Here is a 20,626-nt window from a genome sequence, read left to right on the forward strand (position 1 = left end):
GTCTAAAGGTATTATTTAACTCATTAAAACAAATAAGAAAGGCTGTTTGAACAATTCAAACAGCCTTTCTTTAACTAACTAACACTAACTATTTTTTATTTCTTAATTATTTTCAAAGTAAAATTCGAACCATTTTCATCCTTTGCTGTTACAAAATAGATTCCTTTTCCTAGGTCGCTTACATCAATAGCCGTATTTGATTCTAATGATTTCGATTGCTGTTTTACAATTCTACCATTTAAATCATAAATATAAAGGTTTGAAACCACTGTGTTTATTTTAAATGAATCTAAAACTGGATTTGGATAGAAAGCAATCTTGTTCCCTTCTTTTAGCGGAGTATCCAAACCTAAATTTCCGCAGGTTTCTTCAACAATTGTTCCTGTAGACATATTGTAGCAGGTGTTTTTATTTACCCCAATGATATCAGCAGTTTGCGGAGCACCTGTACCACTATCAAAAAGCAAATTAGTACTAGCTATATTACTAAAAGTATATGAATAATATCCTCCAGCATCAGGTCCTGTCATTGCTTTACCAGGCCAAGAAGATCCCGCAAGATTAGTAGAAGGAACTGCATTCCAGTGATGAACATTTATAGGTTTTGCCCAAGAGGATGGTGGTAAAAAACGAACTGTAATATTACCCACAGCCAAAAAAGTATACGTTTGTGAAGCTACTCCAGAGAACAATCCGTCAACATCTTTTGCAATAGCTTTTATCGTTGTATTTGCTGTCACATTAATTGGAGTTGAATAAACAGAAGAGCTTATTGTTGGTGTGGTTCCATCTGTTGTATAATAAATAATTGATCCAACTTTGTCATCAGTAGCAGCAATAGTAATAGATTGAGTTGTTCCTGCAACAAACGAGCCTCCAACTGGAGTTATGGCAATTGTTGGCGCTACATTAACAGCAACTTTTGACCAAACTTTATACCCAGTTCCTGATGCGTTTTCAATCCAACCAGTACCTGTAGGCAATGTAGTTGTATTACCAAGTCTTACAGCTACTTTACCATCTATAATTGCTAAATATTCAGCGGTTGTAGCTGTTTGAATACTTACTGAACTTAAAGCATTTATTGTATTTGTTTTTCGAACAGCCATTAAAACATTAATTTCATTTTCATGAGAGGTATAAGTTCTTGTTACATTATCCTTTGAAAAAGTTCCCCCGTAATAATGAGAGAAAAACACACATGGAATACCAGGATGTGTCAAAATATAAGCATATCCTTTCATTACATTGGCTTCTGCAATCCATTCTGTTTTAACAAAAGTGTCATGATTATCAATGAACGTCACCGCCAAATCTTTATATCCAGTCTGACTAGATAAACCTGGTGTTCCAGCTAGTTTAGTATAATTTCCTAAAAGTGCACTACTCAAGTTATAATACAAAGGAAAATCAAAAGCCGTTGATTTTTTGTTTGTTCCATCTACCCAGTTTTTAACATTAGTTGTATTTCCATCCCAATATTCACCTACTGAACCGTGTGGAGCAGAATCGGTATTGTAAGTTCCGACATAGCTAGCAGAAAAACCTTTAACCATATCCCATCTCCAACTATCAAAACCTAAAGCTTTTAGTCTAGTTAAATATTCTTTAACTCCATTTTGAACTTGAATGTCGCGGTGATCCAAATCTCTTGCTCCATTAAAATCATCTCCAGTATCTGAGGTACCGCAAGGTCTTACACCGGTAATTACACCTGTACTAGCTTCATCGGTACTTGTTATAGATTTACAATCCCATGTAGGATTGGTAAAGTCTGTCCAATTTGTCGAACCTCCTCTGTGATTCACTACAATATCTGCCATAGCGTGAATTTTTGGGCTACTTGAATTTAAATTGGTCAACAAAGTAGTCAATTGGCTTTCTGTACCATATACCGTTTGCGAAAAATTATGCAATTCTGTCGGAATGTAACCTACTCCTCCAGAAGATTTACTTGGAGGTGGCATCCATAGCACCGTAATACCTGCTGCTGCATAACTACCCGATCTATTATTAAGAAAATTATACAATCCGCCTTCTGCAGTTACTGAAGCTTGATTGTGAACATCCCAACTGAATGCCTGTAACATTATATCATCTTTAAAAGTTTGAGCATTAGCTCCTAGAATTGAAAACATAAACAAGCACAAAAAAAGTGCCTTTCTAAAAAGTAATCTTTTATTCATAATTTGGGGGTTGTTAATTATCAATGAAACAATTTTATAAAATAAGTAAACGCAATAAAAAAGTTAATTTTTAATCAAAAACTATTTTAAACACACTTAAATTAATTATTCTTAAATATAGTGTCCTAAAGTATACATTTAAATAGAATAAAATCTACAACAAGTTAATCACTTCTTTACGACAACGTGATAGTATGAATAACTTTTTCTTTTTTAACATTTATACTGAACTAAGTTCAATGAAAAATGATCAATTTGTAATAATTATTCTATTTTTAAAATGGCACTATTTTTTATAATTGTTTTATAAACAAAAAACCCAAAATGGATGTTTTAATACAAACATCCATTTTGGGTCTTTATTAATATTTTGAAAATTAAATTAGTCTTTTACTTCTTCATTGGTTTCCGTTTTTTGAATTTCTCCGCTATTCAGTGTTGAAGCATTTACTCTGATTTCGGTATGACGAATTTCTCCACCTGAAGTTCCTACTTTTTGCGCCAAAAACAAACCAATAGTAGAAATTGCTACAATAAAGAAAGAAAGAAGTTTTGCTTTTATATTATTTTTAAAATTCAAATACAAACCAAGAAGTGACAAGCTTGCCAAAGCATATAAAACTATAGCTAGTTTTTCGGCTAATTCTTCGTGTTCATGAATAATTTGCTTACCTATATTTGGCATATCTTCAACCAATTCCTCTGCTCCTTCTCCTGTTCCCATACTCAATGCAGCGAAAATAGCGGCAACAATGAATAATACATAGGATGTATTTATCAATGTTTTATTCTTTATAACTAAACCTATTATTAAAATACCAAATCCAAAAATGGTTCCAATAATAGGAAAATGGTTTACAACCATGTGTAAATGTGCGTCGTTCATAACTTTATTTGTTTTAATGAGTAAAAAATTATTTGTTTTAAAGATAATGTAATTCTCTTATGTTCTTTTAATTTAATCTTTAAAATTGGCTTAATTCACTTGTCCTTTTCCAAATGTACATTTTCAAAATACAAAAAAGACTTGAGTGCCTTTATTTAATTCGCTCTTTATTTTAAATTCAATAGTAAGCAATTGTGTTATTTTTTCTACAATTGAAAGTCCTAAACCAGATCCTTTAATTTCGGGATGCAGTGTTGGATTGGATCTAAAAAACGGATTTAGAATTTTGTCTAAATCTTCTGGTGCAATTCCAATTCCGTTATCGGATATAGAACAAATAGTTTTTGATCCACTTTTGGAGATATTTATTGAAATTTTTCCTTTCGGATTGGAATATTTAATAGCATTTGAAATGACATTACTTACAATTATGGACACCAGATAATTATCGGATTTGACAAAATAATCATTCGAAAATTCATATAAAATATCAATTTTTTTATCAATTATTTTACTAGAATATAAAGCAAGTACATCGAGAATTATAGCATTTAAATATACTTTTTCTATTCGCAAACTTTTCTTTTGATTTTCAAAACGAGCCAATAAAAGCAATTGATCTACTAGATTATTCAATCGATTCACTTCTGAAATACTAAAATTTATTTTTTCTTCATATTCCCCTTGTGTTCTTGGCTTACGGATCAATACTTCTAGCGTTCCTTTTAAAACGGTTAATGGAGTTCTTAATTCGTGAGAAGCATCAGAAGTAAACTGTTTTTCTCTTTCTACTGCATTTCCTATTCGATCCAATAAATCATTAATGGTTTTGGAAAGCAGATAGAGCTCATCTTTGTTATGTGGCAAAATAATTCGATCTTTTAAGTTGTCTTTTGTTATTTTGCTTGAAGTTTGGGTTATTAAAGTTACCGGTTTTATACTCCTGCCAGCAATAAGTCTTGCAATAAAAAACAAGAGTAGTAAAATTAATGGAAAAGCTACAAAAAGAGTATTTCTAAGATTAGTTAATATTAAAGTAGCCTCATCCAGGGACATTGCTACAAAAATATAACCCACTCTTTGATTTTTATTAAAAATCGGAACTTGTATTTGGCGGATTGGCTTTTTATTCAAAAAGGCATCTACAAATTGATTGTCATAATTGACTTTATTCAATTGCAATTGAAAGCCCAGAAGATTAGGAGACTTATCAATCAATTTATTATTGTTGTCTAAAAACTGAACAAATACAGGATTTACATTAATCCTATTATTATCTCGTTCTTTCCATTGATTGACTTGAATTAAATAAGCATTATTGCTATCAATTTCAATATCTTTATGATATTCAACTGATTCTTGCAAAATATCTTCGTTGATATGTTTGTTAATACTATAGGAAGTAATTTTATATATAAAACAAAACACTACCGAAATCAATAATGCTGTACTTAAAATATAATTAAAAGCAATTCTATTTTTATACGAGAATGAAAACATTAATTTAATTTATATCATTTGCAATATAGCCAACTCCTCGAATGGTTTTTATAAGATCTTCTTCTTTGTTCAAGTTGAGTTTTTTTCGAATAGCATTCATAAAAACATCAATTACACCTGTATCATATTCAAAATGAATATCCCAAACATCAGTAATAATTTCATTTCTAGTACATACTTTACCCTTATTTTTAATCAAGTAATTAAGCAATTCATATTCCCTTTGAGTAAGAGAAACTTCTTTCTCATTCACTGTTACTTGGTGCTTGGAAGGAATAATTTTAATTCTACCAAGTGTAAGTAAATTATCTTGATCATCCTTTCGAAAATGAATTTTTATTCGCTCCACCAATTCATCAAAGCTAAAAGGTTTTTTGATGTAATCATTGGCGCCAGCTTTCAAACCTTCAATAGTTTCTTGAATGGTATCTTTGGCAGTCAAAAACAAAATTGGTGTTTTTGAATCTGTTTTTCGAATTTCTCTACAGACATCAATTCCATGTATTTGAGGCAAAATCCAATCCAATAAAATGATATCAACTTTTTGGGTTTTGGCCAATTCAAGACCTACCTTCCCATCATTGGCAACCACAACATCGTATCCTTCCTCTTCCAATCCTTGTTTTAGAAAATTGGCAATTCCTATTTCGTCTTCAACAATTAGGATTTTCATATGCAGATTTTTATTGTTATTTAGTGGTCAAATGTAAATGCTTTGCCTATTTGATTTCGCTCGGGTCGCATATCAACATTGGCTTTTGCAACCAGTTTTAAGTCATACTCATTTCATTTTTACTGTAAAACAAATTTAAAACCAATTGTACCAATATTTGCTATCAAACCATCACTCCTTACATAATGATTAAACCTGAAATCTATGTTTTTCATACCAAATTTGAAAATTTTTGCTGAAGTAAACAAATCGGTATAAGAAACTCCAAATCCGTATTGATTTGCTGAAAAGGTTGACAAATCATAATCCGAAGTATAGAATTCTTCTGTTGACAAATGAGTTTCAAAAGGAGCAAAATATTTGGATTCCGTTTGCGTATAAAAACGGTACATAGGGAAAACCGTAAATTTATCCGAAATTTTAACAGGAAGTTCAACATTGAAAGTATGAGCCGACAAATCCCAATCATCCATATAATATCTGTAATAAGTTCTTACAATAAAACGTTCATTAATGTAATAATTAAATCGTCCGCCTATAGGTAACTTAAATCGATTATCTGGTAACCTTTCGATATCATCTGCCAATTGATAAACCCCATTATTACTTGAACTCGTGTATTGATTTATAAATTCAGGCAAACCTACATAATAATTTGGTTTGTCAGCAAAATACATTCTATGATAGGGTGAAGATAATAATCCTTGTTGTTGCAAAACATCAAAAAATAGCGAAAACTGGAATTTTTTTGTTACCACTTGTGAAAAAGCAAAAGAAGCAGAATAGGAGTTTCTATTAACAGTTGTAACAGTTGCAAATTTTGAAGGCAAATAAGTTTTACTAGGTTGACCATTTTGATCAAAAATTGTTACATTAAAAAAATACCCTTGATTTTGAAAATTAGATCCATAAAGCTCATATTCTATAAGTTCTGATGGATAAATAGGCTGCCACTGATCTAAGTACGCATTTGCTTTTATTGAAATTTCTGTGTTTTTTTCGTTAAATAGTTTAGAAACTCCACCTCCAAAACCAACTGATGTATAATCATATTCACTTGAAAAAGAAACATCGGCATTCCAAATAATATTTCGATCATCACTATTGTGTGTATAATTGGCTACAACTGACTTCAATTCATCATTTCCAGAGGCACCAGAAGAGGCTTGCCAAGGAGTTGGACCAGAACCATTTGATGCACTTCCACTCGATGCTCCAGAAGTAGAATTAAAAGGATTTATATTACTAGATGATGCAGAAGTGTAGGCAGACAAACCCAAATCAATTGTTAAGACATCATCATCATTTAGCGGCATTGCAACAATAATATTTACAGCTATATCATCTAGTTTTTCAGAACCAATACCACCCGAAACGGCAGAATGAGTTCCGTCCTGATCATAATAACTGGCCAAAAAATCAACTTCGGTACTTTCTAAAACTCTCTTTTTAAATACAACCGTAGAATCTTTTTCTTGGCTAAAAGAAACGAAACTGAAGAGAAAAAAAAGAAATACAACTTTTAAAATTTTCATTTTTTGTAATTTTATTTGGTAAAAAAGTTTTTTAAGATTCTAAGTAAGGCCTATGTTTTTCGATACGTAAGGAAATTAATTCGCTATTTTTAGAATAATTCTTATTTTTTTTTAAAACTATAAACTAAAAGCTTTGACACGTAGAAACTCAGCATCTTAGCAACTTTAAAAAAAAACTAATTACAACCACAACCACCACCCGATTTTCCTCCATTGGCACCAGCCGCTGCTTCTCTATACACCTGAAAAGTAGTTTCATACCTTTCTGCATTTTTTGCAGTTAACTTCATTTCGGGATCATTAATGTTTACTTTTTGATATTCTTTTACAGTATCACAAGATTGCAACACTATTAATGCAACAATTGCTATTATTTTTTTCATGTTTCTTCTTATTAATTACTGTATTTTTTAATATCTATCCCTTTTGATGTAAAGATTTTTCCTTTATCATCAACAATAATGCATTCAATTCCTTTGAGCTGATTGACTAAATCCAAACCAACTTCTACACCTAGAACAAAAATTCCAGTTGCCAAAGCATCTGCAATCTCAGTTTGTTTGGCAAATACTGAAACACTTACCACTCCCATTGCTGGATAACCTGTTCTTGGATCTATAATGTGTGAATACCTTTTTCCATCAAAAATGACAAACTTTTCATAACTACCAGAGGTTTCTACAGCGCTATTTTCTAATGGAAATGTGGCGAATATTTTATTTTTATTCATAGGATTTACAATCCCTACTGTCCAAGGTTTTCCATCAAGTTGCTTCCCCCATGCAAATATATCTCCAGAAACGTTTACCAATCCCGAATTACAACCTTTAGAAAACAACAAAACGTGAATTTTATCGGCAATATAACCTTGACCTATTCCGCCAAGACCTAATTTCATTCCTTCCATTTTAAGAAAAATGGAATGTTCTTTTTTGTCTAAAATAATATTCTTGTAACCAATTTTTTCAACAGATTTTTTTATTGCTTCAGGAGTTGGCATCACTTTCATAGAACCATCAAACTTCCAAATCTTATCCATTGAAGCATACGAAATATCAAAGGCTCCCGAAGTCAATTCTGAAACTTTAATCGCTCTTTCGACCAACTCAAATACTTCAAGAGGTACTTTTACAGGTTTTATTCCAGCGTTTCTGCTCACTTCAGAAATTGGAGTTGTTGGAATCCAATCCGAAATTTCATTTTCAATTCTTTTTACTTCACCAACGGCCATATTGATGTAACTATTGCCTTCGATAGTATCTTTGGCAACAACAGTTATTTCAAAAGGACTGCCCAACATCGATAATTTTCGTTTATGGGTTATCTGTGCTAAGGATGAGTATGCTAAGAATAGAAAAAAAATGGATAGTATTTTTTTCATTATTTTTCGAAAGAATGAATTAGTTTAATATAATCTGTTGCTGTTACGTTTTTGAAACCAGTCATACCAAGTACTTTTCCTTTTTTATCCAAAAGCAACACCAATGGAAAACTGCCGTTTTTGTTGTATTTTTCAGCCAACTTATTATTGCTTTCTGTCAATTCTGACGATAGCTGATTGACTTTTTTCTTTGGAAAATCTGCTTTGTAAATTACCCAGCTTTTATCAGCTTCTGCCTGAAATTCTGGAGATTTCCAAACCACTTTGTCCAATTTTATACAAGGTCCACACCAATCTGAGCCTGAAAAAACCAGTAAAATGTTTTTATTTTCCTTTTCTGCTTTGACTTTTACATCTTCAAAATTGGTTTTCCAATTTTGAGAATATCCAAAACTAACAACAATTAATAAAAAGAAGGTGATTATAGGTTTCATTTTTTAACATTATAATTTTAAACTAAGAAAAAACTCTTAATGTATTTCCGTTCAATGCTGTTTTGTATTCTTTTAAATTGGACTTAGCTGGCCCTTGAGTAACAACTCCTTTATTTGTGAATTGCGAATTATGATTTGGACAAACAAAATTATTTCCTGATGAACTGTAATTAACATTCGTCCCTTCATGCGGACAAGATGAAGAAACTGCTAAAAACTCCCCTGTTAAGGTTCTAGCTACTATAATTGCATTGGTGACAAGAAATCCGCCATTGGTTGCTAATGATCCTGTACTTACATCCAAATTAAAATCTACTCCAGAAGGTGGAGGTGTTGGCGTTGGTCCTGGTGAAGAACCAGCATCTGAAGAATCACTACTGCAACTGGAAACTACTCCGACAATACAAGCTGGCACTAGTACAGCTGCTGCTCCAAATCCTACTCTAGCAAAAAACTCTTTTCTGTTCATAATTTTTATATTTTTTATAAAAATACAAAATTTAATGCACAAATTTAACTCAAAAAAAACCTTAAAATTGTAGAATTAAAAATGTCTTAAGTCAAATTTAAGAATCTGGTCTTAAGAATGATTATACTTTTTGACCAAAAAAAAACAGTCTAAAGTTTTTTTAAAAACCTTAAACTGTTACAAATTATTAAAAAAAAAAACAATATTGACTATTACAACTTACTATAAACTGTATTAAAGTAACTCGTTTTTGTATATGTTTTAGGCATCCCGCTTACATAGGATTGGAACTGAGGTGTTATCATATTCATTCCGATTCCATCTCCTGCCCATGCCCAACCAATTACTGTCCAACCTTTAATTTTTGCATAATCAACAATACCAGACCAATCGGCACCAGAACCGCCAATACTTCCAAACTCACCCAAAATACAAGCTCTTCCTGAAGAAGCTAAATCATCTAAATCTGATTTGATCATATATCGCCCTTTGGCTTGATTGTATGCTCCCGGGTATATGTGTGCTGAAAGAATAATTTTGGTGTCTGTTATTTTGGTTTGCCCAGTAGTACAACCTTTTACTGCACAAGCTGCAGTTGCTGTTTCTTGTCCCCAACCTGGAATATCAATAATAATACTACCACTATACACTTTACGAACTTCAGCAATTGCAGCATTATAAGCAGTGGCATAGGCCGAAGCAGATATATTATGACTCCCCCACTCATTCATCAAATTAACAATAAAACCTCCACCAAGGGAACTGTAGTTATTTTTCCACCAAGTTCCTGCTGCCAATAATTCTGAAGCACTGTCTGAACCCAAAACTGATGATTTATGATAGGTAACAATAACTTGAAAACCTTTTAATTTCGCTTCCGCAATCCAACGTTTGGCATTTGTTTCTTGTCCAGGTTCTACTTCAATACGCACGGACTTAATTTTTGCATTTTCTTTTATCAAAGTCCATCCTAAATCACAATTCCCACCATTATAATAAGAAGGTTGCAAGTTTACTCCATTCCCAATTTCTCCGGCAGTAGAAGCTGTTCTTGATGTTAACCCTTTAGTACCCGTTAAAACTTCTGTTGTTACTACTGATTCTTCATTAGGATTCGATTTTTCACAACTTGTCATAAATAATAATCCAATTAACATTAAAAATGTGATGCTTTCTTTAGACTTTTTAAAATTTAATTTCATTTTTTTCATAATGGTACAGATTTGGTTATTTTATAATTTCCTGAATACCAAGAAACTTTCATTGCAAATTTTAATATTTTATAAGAAAATTTATAATAATAAATCATCAATATGTAATACTATTTTATAAACAAATGATTAAATTATAATAATTATGTTTTTTTTATGGTTAAAATTTTATACTTTATATTTTTTTAGCATTAATTAAGAATATAATTAAATTCACCTCTAATAGCTATTCAATACGTTTTTTTTAAAAATACTTCATATCACATTGAAAACATGTCTTAAGATAACTTTAAGATTCATTCTTTGTATCTCAATGTAACTTTGCTAAAAAAATAAATCATGAATCTATTTAAAAAGTTTTCTCCTTTTTATAATCTTGCACTTTTTTACATCCTTATCAGTTTCGTTTTGCGAATGGTTTTGGTATTTCATCCCATAACTCAAACCTCTTTTGTTTTTATAGATAGTTTAAAAATCTTTACAATTGGTTTGATTTCAGATGGCTTTGTATTTGTAATAGCAACAAGTTTTTTATGGTTGTATCTTATTTTTATATCCAATTCAAAATATTACAAACCCTATGGCTACATCATTTTTGGTTTATTAGTAGCGCTGTTCCTTTATGTTGCTTCTGGAAAAACAATTCTAAACGAATACGGTGGCGCTTTACCCAAAATTGGTTTAATTTTTGTTGGTATCAAGACTTTACTTTTTGGTCTTTTGCTTTTTTTACCAAAATATAGAAGCCTAATCAGATTTTGGCTCTTTACTTTTGTGATGTTTTTATACGTTGTTCTTATTCTTCAAAACGGAATAAGTGAATATTTCTTTTGGAATGAATTTGGCGTTAAATACAATTTCATAGCCGTAAATTACTTGGTTTACACCAATGAGGTTATCGGAAACATTATGGAATCATATCCTGTAATTCCGTTGTTTTCAGGTTTATTTCTAATAGCGGGAATTGTAACTTATTTTATTATAAAGAGAACCAAAAACTACATTGAAATCATACCAACTTTTATAGAAAAATTAAAAATTACTGGAATTTATCTAGCTTTATTTGGCATTTCTTTATTGGCAATTCCTTATTTAGCCAAAAAAGAAAACTCTCATAATGTGTTTGCCAATGAACTGCAAGCCAACGGAATGTATCGTTTCTATTTGGCCTTTGTCAATAATGAATTGGATTATTTTAAATTTTATAAAACGCTACCCGAAAATGAAGCTTTTGCTTTATTAGGAAAACAGATTCCCTCTATAACTGGTGTTTCGACTTTAAGAGACATCAAAAGTGATACTGCGGAAACTCCAAAAAATGTAGTTTTAATTACTATAGAAAGTTACAGCGCCGATTTTATGAAAATGTATGGTAATGAGCAAAACATTACTCCATTTCTAGACGATCTGGCTCAAAAAAGTTTGTTGTTTACCAATTTGTATGCCGTTGGGAATAGAACTGTTCGTGGTCTTGAAGCCGTAACTTTATGCTTCCCTCCTACAGCTGGAGAAAGTATGGTAAAACGAAAAGACAATAAAGACAAGTTTTCTACTGGAGCTCTTTTTAAACAAAAAGGATATGATGTCAAATTTTTATATGGCGGAGATGCCTTTTTCGACAATATGGAAGACTTCTTTATTGGTAACGGTTATGACATTGTCGATAAAAAATCATTTACAGCCGAAGAAATTACATTTGCCAATATTTGGGGAGTTTGTGACGAAGATATGGCCAACAAAGCCATAAAAGTGATGAATGATCAGGCCAAAACTGGCAAGCCATTCTTCAATCATTGGATGACTGTGAGTAATCACCGTCCTTTTACCTATCCAAACAACAAAATTGATATTCCTGGAGATGCCAAATCTCGTGATGGTGGTGTGAAATATACTGATTATGCTTTGAAAAAATTCTTTGAAATGGCTAGCAAACAATCTTGGTTCAAAAATACCGTATTCGTTATTCTTGCCGATCATTGCGCTTCAAGTGCTGGAAAAACAGAACTTCCCGTGGACAAATATAGAATTCCAGCTATGATTTACAGCCCTGGATTTATTCAGCCCCAAAAGTATTCGAATGTAATGTCTCAAATAGACGTAATGCCTACCCTTTTTGGATTATTGAATTTTAATTACCAAAGTAAATTTTACGGACAGGATGTTTTAAAATCCGATTATAATCCAAGAGCATTAATAGCAACTTATGATGATTTAGGATTGATAAAAGACAATGTCTTGACTATACTTTCTCCAAAACAAATAGTAAAACAGTATCAATTAACCTTAAAACCAGATCAAAAAGTACCCTCGGAATACCAAATCCACTACGACCAAGTTCCATTAAACAAAGAAAGAACGGATCTTGTAAACGAAACCATCTCGTTTTATCAAACCGCTTCGGATGTATTGAAGAAGAAGAAATATCAAAAGTTGAAATAAACTTCACAGTTCAAACTTCAATTCTTAGAAATACAAAAAAGCCTGTAAACGTTTAAATTTAAAGGCTTTTTTATAAAAAAATCAATATTATTATTGAAACAATTTCTACAACTAATCGATAGATAACTATGGAGGTCCGTTTACATTAATTAATCTGTGATAATTTGTGAAATCTGTGTCTAAATTATGCTCCCCTTAATTAAAATCATTCTCACTTTCCAAACCAAAAAGCTTTCCAGTTTTCCAAAGTTTCAGATCATTTTTCAAATTCTTTTTATTGCGATTAGTCAACTCTTTTGAATCTAAATCATCCAAATTTGGCTTTCCTGCGTTTACCCAAGCAGTGTACCAAAAATTGCTAGTTACTACAATAGCTTTTCGCATTTGGCTTTCCACCATTCCATTTAAGGCGGTATGCAATTGGGTAGCATATTCTTTGGAATAAATCAAATCACCAAACTTGTTTTTGGCAGTATTCCCTTTCTCATCCTTGTCAAACATCGTCTCAGTAGTAAAGGTTGCTCGCAGATTTCTGTCAATCAACAAAAGAGGTTCTACTTGGCTATGCGTGTCTTTTATCATATCCCAAGTTGCTTTTTCAACATTATCTATATATTTGGCTTCCCCAGTATAAAAATTATAGTTTTTACCAAACATTTCAGGTAGACGAGATTCCCATAATGAATGGATCCCTTTTTGGTTGGTCAATTGACCGTCGTGATTGGCAGACGTATGCAAAGGCATGTGCGCATCACCAATATAATGAGCTAAATCTCCCGCTAGAAACAAAATTTCGGTCTTTCTTTTGTCTTTAAAAGCTTTTGTAAGCTTAGTCATTGTTTCTTGAATGTACCACGGTAAAATTCCATTATTGGATAAAAACTTCTCATCATACTTTTTCTTTACTTCTTCAAAAGGAAGCGGAATTGAATCTACAGCTCCAAAATTTTCCATATCTATAAAATGACGAGGATTTTCGGCTTTATCACGCAAAGTGTATTTACGTAAATCTGGAACCGTGGATTCTTGGGTTATAAAATCAACATGGTTGTAAAAAAAAGTTTGCAAAGGCTTTGGTAATGCCATCACAGCAGCATTGTTGATATGCTCGTGACCAAAAATTCCCCAGGACAATGTTACAAAAGCAATACTGATTACAGAAAAAGTAATGAATGTAGGTTTTAATTTAAAATTTTTCATTATATTTATTTAATTGAAGTACAAAAGTATTTTTTTTAAAGATAATTCAAACAATTTGAGTTTAAATTTATGTTAATCCAAAGAAAATAAATTAAAATGTTTAGACATCAAGGCAAGAATAGAACATCCAAACACAATTTACGCCTTGCTATATTATTATCTTTCGTAGCCGGAATCGTAAATGTAACAGGAGTTTTGGCCGTAAAAACTTTGACCACAAATGTAACAGGTCATTTTGCCTATTTTGCTGAAGAAGTAACCAAGCATGATTATCAAGCCGCCTTTGTTTTTTTAATTTATACACTATTCTTTTTAGCGGGAGCGTTTACATCCAATTTTTTGGCTGAATTGGTTTCCGAAAAAAAACAAGAACTTTCTCATTTGCCGGCAATTGCCATTGAATTTCTAATTTTGATCACTTTGGGACTATTTGGTATGAAAGTAGATCTTAATATTTTAAATGGAAAATGGATTGCCTTTGGACTGTTATTCGCAATGGGAATCCAAAACGCATTAGTAACCAAGATTTCGCAGTCAACCGTTAGAACAACTCACTTAACGGGGCTCTTTACCGATTTGGGAATTGAATTGTCTCAACTCTTTTTTTATAAAAAACCAGAAGAACGAAAATCCCTAAAAACCAGCATTTACTTGAGGTTATCCATTATTTCATTCTTCTTTTTGGGTTGTTTTATTGGAGGTTTTATATTCGGACATTTAGCACTTAAAACACTATTTGTCGCCGCTGCTTTTCTATTAATTGCATTTTACTATGATTACATCCGTTTGCATTTAATTGCCATTAAGCGAATGAAAAAGCCATTTTAAAAATACAAGATTGCCCATAAAGTGCCAATCGCAATACTCACCCAAAGTAAGACTCCTTGAAGCAAAGGCAACAATCCAACTGATTTTAAAACCGAACGGTTCAACCCCGCTCCTATCAAAAACAATGTAACGGTAAGACCTGTTTTTGCAATCGACACCAAATGGGGAGCTACAATGGCAACAGGAGAAAAATAAGTGTTGCAAATCATTGCCAAAATAAACAATCCAATAAAATAAGGGATTTTCAGTTTGCTGGTTTTATTTTTAAAAACAAACGCCGTAATCAAAGCCACAGGAACAATCCATAATGCTCTTGCTAATTTTACCGTGGTAGCAACTTGCAAAGCTTCCGCTCCATATTTGTTCGCTGCCCCAACTACAGAACTCGTATCGTGAATGGCAATAGCACACCACAAACCAAAATCGTTTTGGGACATATTCAACCAATGCCCAACCATAGGAAATACAAATAAAGCAATCGAGTTGAGTATAAAAATCACTCCCAAAGCCACCGAAGTTTGCTTTTCATCCGATTGAATTACAGGAGCAATAGCAGCAATGGCACTTCCACCACAAATAGCCGTTCCGCAAGAAATAAGATGAGACGTTTTCTTTTGAATCTTAAACCACTTCCCTAATAATGTTCCTAAAGCAATTGTCACCACAATAGAACCCACTGTAAAAAAGAAACCTTCTCTACCTGCAGCTACCGCGCTATGCACATTCATTCCAAACCCTAGTCCTACTACCGAAACCTGCAGTAATATATTGGTTGCTTTATGATTCAAATGTAAAAAAGGATGCCCCAAAAGATTGGCAACAATTAAACCCAACAACAAGGCTATCGGAAGTGAAATAATTGGAAATAAACAAAGAAGCAGGAACAAAACAAAAATAATCTGTTGTACTGTAGTATTGATGTTGAGGAAATTTGAGGTATTAACGCTTTGGGTTTTCATTTGATTTGTCATTTTCAACAATACAAAGATCGATATAAAACCCCATAGACGCCAATCGTTAAAAATAATCCACTATAACTTTAGGTTATAATAACTTGAAATGTTTTTTATAAATAATTCAGAAAGTGAATCGGATTTTCCTTGTAAAGTAATAATATAGAAATAACGTTCAATTGTCAAATTATCGACATCAATTATTTGTAATTCTTTGTTTTTCAATTCTTTATCAATTGCATGTATTGACATAAAAGCAACACAATTCGAATTCATTAAATAGGATTTTATACTTTCGGTACTACCCAATTGCATTTCAATCTGTAAGTTCTCCATTTTGATACGGAATGGTTTCAAAGCATATTCAATAACTTCAAGTGTTCCTGATCCCTGTTCGCGAACAAGAAACCGGAGTGATTTAAGATCGGCTGGGGTGATTTCTTTTTTTCTAACCGATAGATTGTTAGAATTACAGACCAAAACCAGCTCATCTCTAATGAATTGAGTGTATTTTATTGATTGGTTTTTGGATTGCCCTTCTACAATTCCAATTTCAATTTCTTTGTTTAGCAAGGCATTTTCAATTTGTCCTGTATTTCCGTTAAGCAAATTTACTTTCACGGATTCCAGTTTTTGATGAAAACGGGCCAAAAGTGGGGGAATAATATATTGTGAAATAGTAGTACTAGCACCCAATCGCAACAAACCTTTGCGTTCATTGATAAAAGTACTCATATCAAAGTCGATTTCCCTATAAATTTCAAAGATATTTTTGGTGTGCTTTAGCAACACTTCACCTGCCTTGGTGAGCGCAATTTTTGAACCGTTTCTTTCAAAAAGTTTGATTTTGTACTCTTCTTCCAATTCCTGAATGTGTTTGGAAATGGCAGGTTGCGTAATGAATAACTCGGAAGCCGCTTTGGTAAAGCTCAATCGGTTTGCGACAGTGAAAAAAACTTTTAGTCTAAAATCCATTATTTGTATTTTTTTAGAAAACAGTTTTATTAGTTCTGCAAATTCTCGATTTCAGTTTTTAAATTTTCTAAATGACGATTTATAATTGCCCAAACAATGGAATTATCGATACTATCATAAGCGTGAACTAAACGATTCCGAAAGCCAATAATTTGTTTGTCATTTTCAATTGCAATTCCAGATTCAATAAGTCTTAATTTATTTAAGGCTTCACCAATAATTACCAATTGTCTTTCGACGGCACTTTGAGTCTTTCTGTCCTTTTCATAAACATTGAAATCTGTAATGTTAATAGTAAATTCGCGAATTAAGTGTATCGCCATTAACACATCAGAAAGATACTTTTTGCTCTTTTCCGTCATAAAGTAAAATTTTTGTGGTGTCTATATTTTTTCTGAGAATAGGATTTTTGATAGATGAATTGGTCAATAAATCAACTTTTCTTTGAAAAAAATCTTCGAGTTTATCCCAAATATCCATCAAGTTTTCTCCACGCTCGATTGGGTCTTCATTGTCAATTTCGATTAGTAAATCAATATCACTCGATTCATCATTGAAATTATCAGTCACAGCAGAACCAAAAGCATAAATATTTTTAACATTATGACTTTTGCATAATGCCAAAAACTCAGTTAATTTCATTTGTATGGAGTCTTTCATTTTCATAAAGCTAAGATAGTTTATTTTTTTGAAGTTATCCATCACTAATCACCAAGCACTGATTATTCTAAAACACTACAACATCCCATTATACTTTCGAACAAACCATTCTGTAGAAAGAAAAACAGCAATAAAAACCAACAGCCATTTCCAATCAATCAAAGGAGATTTGGTTACAACATCTTTTTGAACGGCTTTGTATTCCTCGTTTTCTAATAATGTTTTTATAAGTACATCCATTTGATTCGGATAAAAATCCTTTCCTTTTGTTTGAACCGCCAATTGCTTCAATTTCTGCACATCTGGATTTACAAATTGTTTTTCAATATCAAAATCCAGAATCTCAAAATGCCCTGAATACGAAGTTTTGGAGTTCAATTCTTTTACCGAAAAATTATAACTTCCAGCCAAAAGTCCGTCAAGATTCACTTTGTATGTATTATTTCCTTTTAAAAGATCAAAGTTCTTGGTTTGTTTTGTTTTGATGTTGGTCACTGCAATTGTCAAACGTGCTTTTTCATCAAAATCATAATTTTTATTGAAATATTGAGCTGTGATTTCGATGGCTTCACCCGAATTGTAGAAGCTTTCGTGATTGACAACCAATGATTTTTTGGCATTATTGGAAGCCAAATATTGTATAATCTTATTGACAAAAACATCATATTTTTCAAAAGACTGATTGTCGATATGGCTTTGCAAACTCCATTTCCAACTGTTTTCTCCAAATAAATAAGCGGCTCTTTTTCCTTGATTCTCCGTAAAAGACAATAAAGGGGCTTTGGTATCTATATTTCTGATTTTGGCAGAAAGTAATACATTCACTTCTCCATTGGTGGTAATTGAACCATAATTATTCTGCAATGGCGGTAAATTTTCGAAACCTAAATTATCTACTGCAAAAAGATTAAACTGCGAATCAAAACCCGCCAAATAATCTTCTTCCTGACCGCTCATCTTAAAAATGAAATTATTTTGTTGTTGGTTTAAAAATGAAAAATCAGTGCTTGTTCCCGTTATGATAAATGTATTCAGATTGACTTTTTGGTTTGCTTCAAAAACCGATTTGAAAGCAGTGGTTGGCTGATACAAAATAAGAATATTGTAATCCTGCAAGGTCTTCACTTCATTTGGTTTCAACAATATTACTTTATGTTGTAAATTGGATTCAATTGCTCTTTTTAAAACACCAATATCCGGGTGATTTATTGCCGAAACAATAGCAACTGTTGTCTTTTGGTCGATGACTTCAACAGCAAAGTTCTTACTATTATTGAAGGTGTTTTTTTCGCTTTCTTTAGATTCAATTTTAGCTTTATAAATTTGCAATCCTACTTTATTGGCAGGCAAAAGCACATTTAGGACTGCTGTTTTTTTAGTTGGAGAAAAAGAAACGCTTTCTTTATGCAAAACTTCATTTCCTTGTATAATACTAAAATTTGTGGTTACACTTTTATCGCCTGAATATTGCAAAAACACTTCAACCGGAAATTTATTCTTTAAAAAAGCATACTTATTAACATTCAGCTGATTGATTTTTAAATCCAATACTTTGGTGGTATCGCCCAAGACCAAAGGATACACTTTATTATTTTCATCAAAACTATAGACATAATCATTCCCAGAAGTTTGATTTCCATCAGTGATAATTACCGTTGGATAAAATGCATTTTTATAGATGCTCTTCAAATTTTTAGCAACTAAATCCAAATTGGTTTGAGTTCCATTAAAAGTCACACTATCCGATTGTCGAAAATCAGCATCAAAAAGATACGATTGCACATCAAATTTTTCTTGTAGCGCTTTATTAGAATTTAATTTTTGGGCAAGTTCTAAAGCTTTTTCTTTAGAATTTAAAAAAGAAATAGAACTGGAGTTATCCACCACTATTGGCAATGGCGTTTTGATAATTTCGAGTTTATTAGTTGTAATAATTGGGTTTATCAATAGCAATAGTATCGAAAAAATACTCAGAAAACGCAAAAAAGTCAAAAACAAACCGACATTTGATTTGTTTTTGACTTTGTATAAATATTGAAAAAACGACAAACCACCCGCTATTAATAAAGAAAGTAGTAGTAATAGAATCGTGTTTGTTGTCATATTTTATCAGTAATCAGTGGTCAGTTTTTTAGTGGTCAGTAATTAAAGTTCTTAAATTTTGCATTGATTTTTTAGTAATACAGAACTGAATACTAAAAATCTGAACACTGAATACTTTTTTAAGTTAGCATTCCTCCGCAAACATTTAATACTTGACCCGTAACAAACGCACTCATATCGGATGCGAAGAACAAACAAGCATTGGCAACATCTTCAGTAGAACCGCCACGTTTCAACGGAATTCCTTCTCTCCAGCCTTTTACAACATCTTCGCTTAATTTTGCCGTCATTTCAGTTTCAATAAAACCAGGCGCAATTACATTACAACGAATGTTACGAGAACCCAATTCCAACGCTACAGATTTTGAAAAACCAATCACACCCGCTTTTGAAGCCGCATAATTTGTCTGACCTGCATTTCCTTTTACTCCAACCACAGAACTCATATTAATAATAGAACCGGAACGTTGTTTCAAAAATGTTTTTTGAATCGCTTTGGTCATATTGAAAACCGATTTCAAGTTAACATCGATAACTTGGTCAAAATCAGCCTCAGACATGCGCATCATCAAATTATCTTTTGTGATTCCAGCATTGTTTATTAAGACATCAACTGTTCCGAAATCAGCCAAAACAGCATCTACAAATTTTTGAGCTTCATTAAAATCGGCTGCATTAGATTGATACCCTTTTGCTTTTATTCCCAAAGCATTCAATTCATTTTCTAAAGCCTGAGCAGACTCTACAGATGAGCTATATGTAAAAGCAACATTTGCTCCGTTTTTTGCGAAAATTTCGGCTATACCTTTTCCAATTCCACGACTTGCGCCAGTAATGATGGCAACTTTTCCTTCTAGTAATTTCATGTGTAAATATTTATTGCTTTTTATTTGTCATATGTAATTCGCATCACTTATTTCATTCTTTACGACCTATTGACAGTAATGCTCATTTCATATTCTAAAATTAGTTTATTTTTTTATTAGGAGCTATTCCTGCTATCCGCTGCAATCTTTTGTGTTTAAAAAAAAACACAAAAGGATTTCCACTGCTATCAGGGCTAGTTTACAAAGGTCAAATATAATAATAAAATACGGATTGAAAAAAATTACAATTTCAATTAAACCTTTTATAAACTAAAAAGTCATATTAAAAGTTAACATATTATCTACGAACCTCAAATAAAATTATTT

General features: G+C 32.1%; 19 protein-coding genes. 2 read left to right on the forward strand and 17 right to left on the reverse strand.

Annotated elements, in window-relative coordinates:
• Positions 1-95: 95 nt before the first annotated feature.
• From AC8GF4_RS08225 to AC8GF4_RS08270, 10 genes are all read right to left on the reverse strand, one after another.
• A complete protein-coding gene (locus tag AC8GF4_RS08225) occupies positions 96-2,186 on the reverse strand; it encodes a chitobiase/beta-hexosaminidase C-terminal domain-containing protein (protein WP_506593791.1) in 2,091 nt (696 codons plus the stop codon).
• Between the two features lie 382 nt (positions 2,187-2,568).
• Complete coding sequence (locus tag AC8GF4_RS08230; RefSeq protein ID WP_506593792.1) at positions 2,569-3,072, reverse strand: hypothetical protein; 504 nt, start codon at positions 3,070-3,072, stop codon at positions 2,569-2,571.
• Positions 3,073-3,195: 123 nt separating this feature from the next.
• Complete coding sequence (locus tag AC8GF4_RS08235; RefSeq protein ID WP_506593793.1) at positions 3,196-4,572, reverse strand: sensor histidine kinase; 1,377 nt, start codon at positions 4,570-4,572, stop codon at positions 3,196-3,198.
• Positions 4,573-4,576: 4 nt separating this feature from the next.
• Entirely contained in the window at positions 4,577-5,245 is a 669-nt protein-coding gene (locus tag AC8GF4_RS08240; RefSeq protein WP_506593795.1) for a response regulator transcription factor, read from the reverse strand.
• 119 nt (positions 5,246-5,364) lie between these two features.
• Positions 5,365-6,780, reverse strand: a complete 1,416-nt coding sequence (locus AC8GF4_RS08245) for a DUF3570 domain-containing protein (protein ID WP_506593796.1) — start codon at positions 6,778-6,780, stop codon at positions 5,365-5,367.
• A gap of 176 nt (positions 6,781-6,956) precedes the next feature.
• Positions 6,957-7,163 (reverse strand): DUF4266 domain-containing protein, encoded by a 207-nt coding sequence (locus tag AC8GF4_RS08250; RefSeq protein WP_506593797.1) that lies wholly within the window; start codon positions 7,161-7,163, stop codon positions 6,957-6,959.
• Positions 7,164-7,174: 11 nt separating this feature from the next.
• Positions 7,175-8,161: an FAD:protein FMN transferase gene (locus tag AC8GF4_RS08255; RefSeq protein ID WP_506593799.1), complete on the reverse strand. Its 987-nt coding sequence runs from the start codon at positions 8,159-8,161 to the stop codon at positions 7,175-7,177.
• Positions 8,161-8,595 (reverse strand): thioredoxin family protein, encoded by a 435-nt coding sequence (locus AC8GF4_RS08260; protein WP_506593800.1) that lies wholly within the window; start codon positions 8,593-8,595, stop codon positions 8,161-8,163. Before AC8GF4_RS08260 ends, AC8GF4_RS08255 begins: the two co-directional genes overlap by 1 nt.
• Positions 8,596-8,617: 22 nt before the next feature.
• Entirely contained in the window at positions 8,618-9,064 is a 447-nt protein-coding gene (locus AC8GF4_RS08265) for a QcrA and Rieske domain-containing protein (protein WP_506593801.1), read from the reverse strand.
• 212 nt (positions 9,065-9,276) lie between these two features.
• Positions 9,277-10,275: a cellulase family glycosylhydrolase gene (locus AC8GF4_RS08270; protein WP_506593803.1), complete on the reverse strand. Its 999-nt coding sequence runs from the start codon at positions 10,273-10,275 to the stop codon at positions 9,277-9,279.
• Between the two features lie 339 nt (positions 10,276-10,614).
• Between AC8GF4_RS08270 and AC8GF4_RS08275 the strand changes: the two genes are divergently transcribed.
• Positions 10,615-12,714 carry an LTA synthase family protein gene (locus AC8GF4_RS08275; RefSeq protein WP_506593804.1) on the forward strand — a complete coding sequence of 700 codons (2,100 nt, stop codon included), beginning with the start codon at positions 10,615-10,617 and terminating at the stop codon, positions 12,712-12,714.
• 195 nt (positions 12,715-12,909) lie between these two features.
• Here the strand turns inward: AC8GF4_RS08275 and AC8GF4_RS08280 are convergent, their stop codons facing one another.
• Positions 12,910-13,914, reverse strand: a complete 1,005-nt coding sequence (locus AC8GF4_RS08280; RefSeq protein WP_506593805.1) for a zinc dependent phospholipase C family protein — start codon at positions 13,912-13,914, stop codon at positions 12,910-12,912.
• 96 nt (positions 13,915-14,010) lie between these two features.
• Between AC8GF4_RS08280 and AC8GF4_RS08285 the strand changes: the two genes are divergently transcribed.
• Entirely contained in the window at positions 14,011-14,742 is a 732-nt protein-coding gene (locus tag AC8GF4_RS08285) for a YoaK family protein (protein WP_506593806.1), read from the forward strand.
• On the opposite strand, the gene AC8GF4_RS08290 is transcribed toward AC8GF4_RS08285, so the two are convergent.
• The 6 genes from AC8GF4_RS08290 to fabG all read right to left on the reverse strand — a co-directional run bounded on the left by AC8GF4_RS08290 (position 14,739) and on the right by fabG (position 20,299).
• Positions 14,739-15,701, reverse strand: coding sequence for a YeiH family protein (locus AC8GF4_RS08290; RefSeq protein ID WP_506593808.1), 963 nt, complete (start codon positions 15,699-15,701; stop codon positions 14,739-14,741). The genes AC8GF4_RS08285 and AC8GF4_RS08290 overlap by 4 nt on opposite strands.
• A 72-nt stretch (positions 15,702-15,773) precedes the next feature.
• The gene (locus AC8GF4_RS08295) at positions 15,774-16,670 is read right to left on the reverse strand and encodes a LysR family transcriptional regulator (protein WP_506593809.1); all 897 of its coding nucleotides are present in this window, start codon (positions 16,668-16,670) and stop codon (positions 15,774-15,776) included.
• A 29-nt stretch (positions 16,671-16,699) separates the two neighbouring features.
• Positions 16,700-17,032, reverse strand: a complete 333-nt coding sequence (locus AC8GF4_RS08300) for a HepT-like ribonuclease domain-containing protein (RefSeq protein WP_506593811.1) — start codon at positions 17,030-17,032, stop codon at positions 16,700-16,702.
• Entirely contained in the window at positions 17,001-17,330 is a 330-nt protein-coding gene (locus tag AC8GF4_RS08305) for a nucleotidyltransferase family protein (RefSeq protein ID WP_506593813.1), read from the reverse strand. The genes AC8GF4_RS08300 and AC8GF4_RS08305 overlap by 32 nt, the downstream gene beginning before the upstream one ends.
• 75 nt (positions 17,331-17,405) lie before the next feature.
• Positions 17,406-19,433 carry a hypothetical protein gene (locus AC8GF4_RS08310; protein ID WP_506593815.1) on the reverse strand — a complete coding sequence of 676 codons (2,028 nt, stop codon included), beginning with the start codon at positions 19,431-19,433 and terminating at the stop codon, positions 17,406-17,408.
• A gap of 119 nt (positions 19,434-19,552) precedes the next feature.
• Positions 19,553-20,299, reverse strand: coding sequence for a 3-oxoacyl-[acyl-carrier-protein] reductase (gene fabG / locus AC8GF4_RS08315; protein ID WP_506593816.1), 747 nt, complete (start codon positions 20,297-20,299; stop codon positions 19,553-19,555).
• Positions 20,300-20,626 lie beyond the last annotated feature (327 nt).

Origin of the sequence: Flavobacterium rarum (SeqCode) (assembly GCF_965234445.1) — a bacterium.
GTDB lineage: Bacteria > Bacteroidota > Bacteroidia > Flavobacteriales > Flavobacteriaceae > Flavobacterium > Flavobacterium rarum.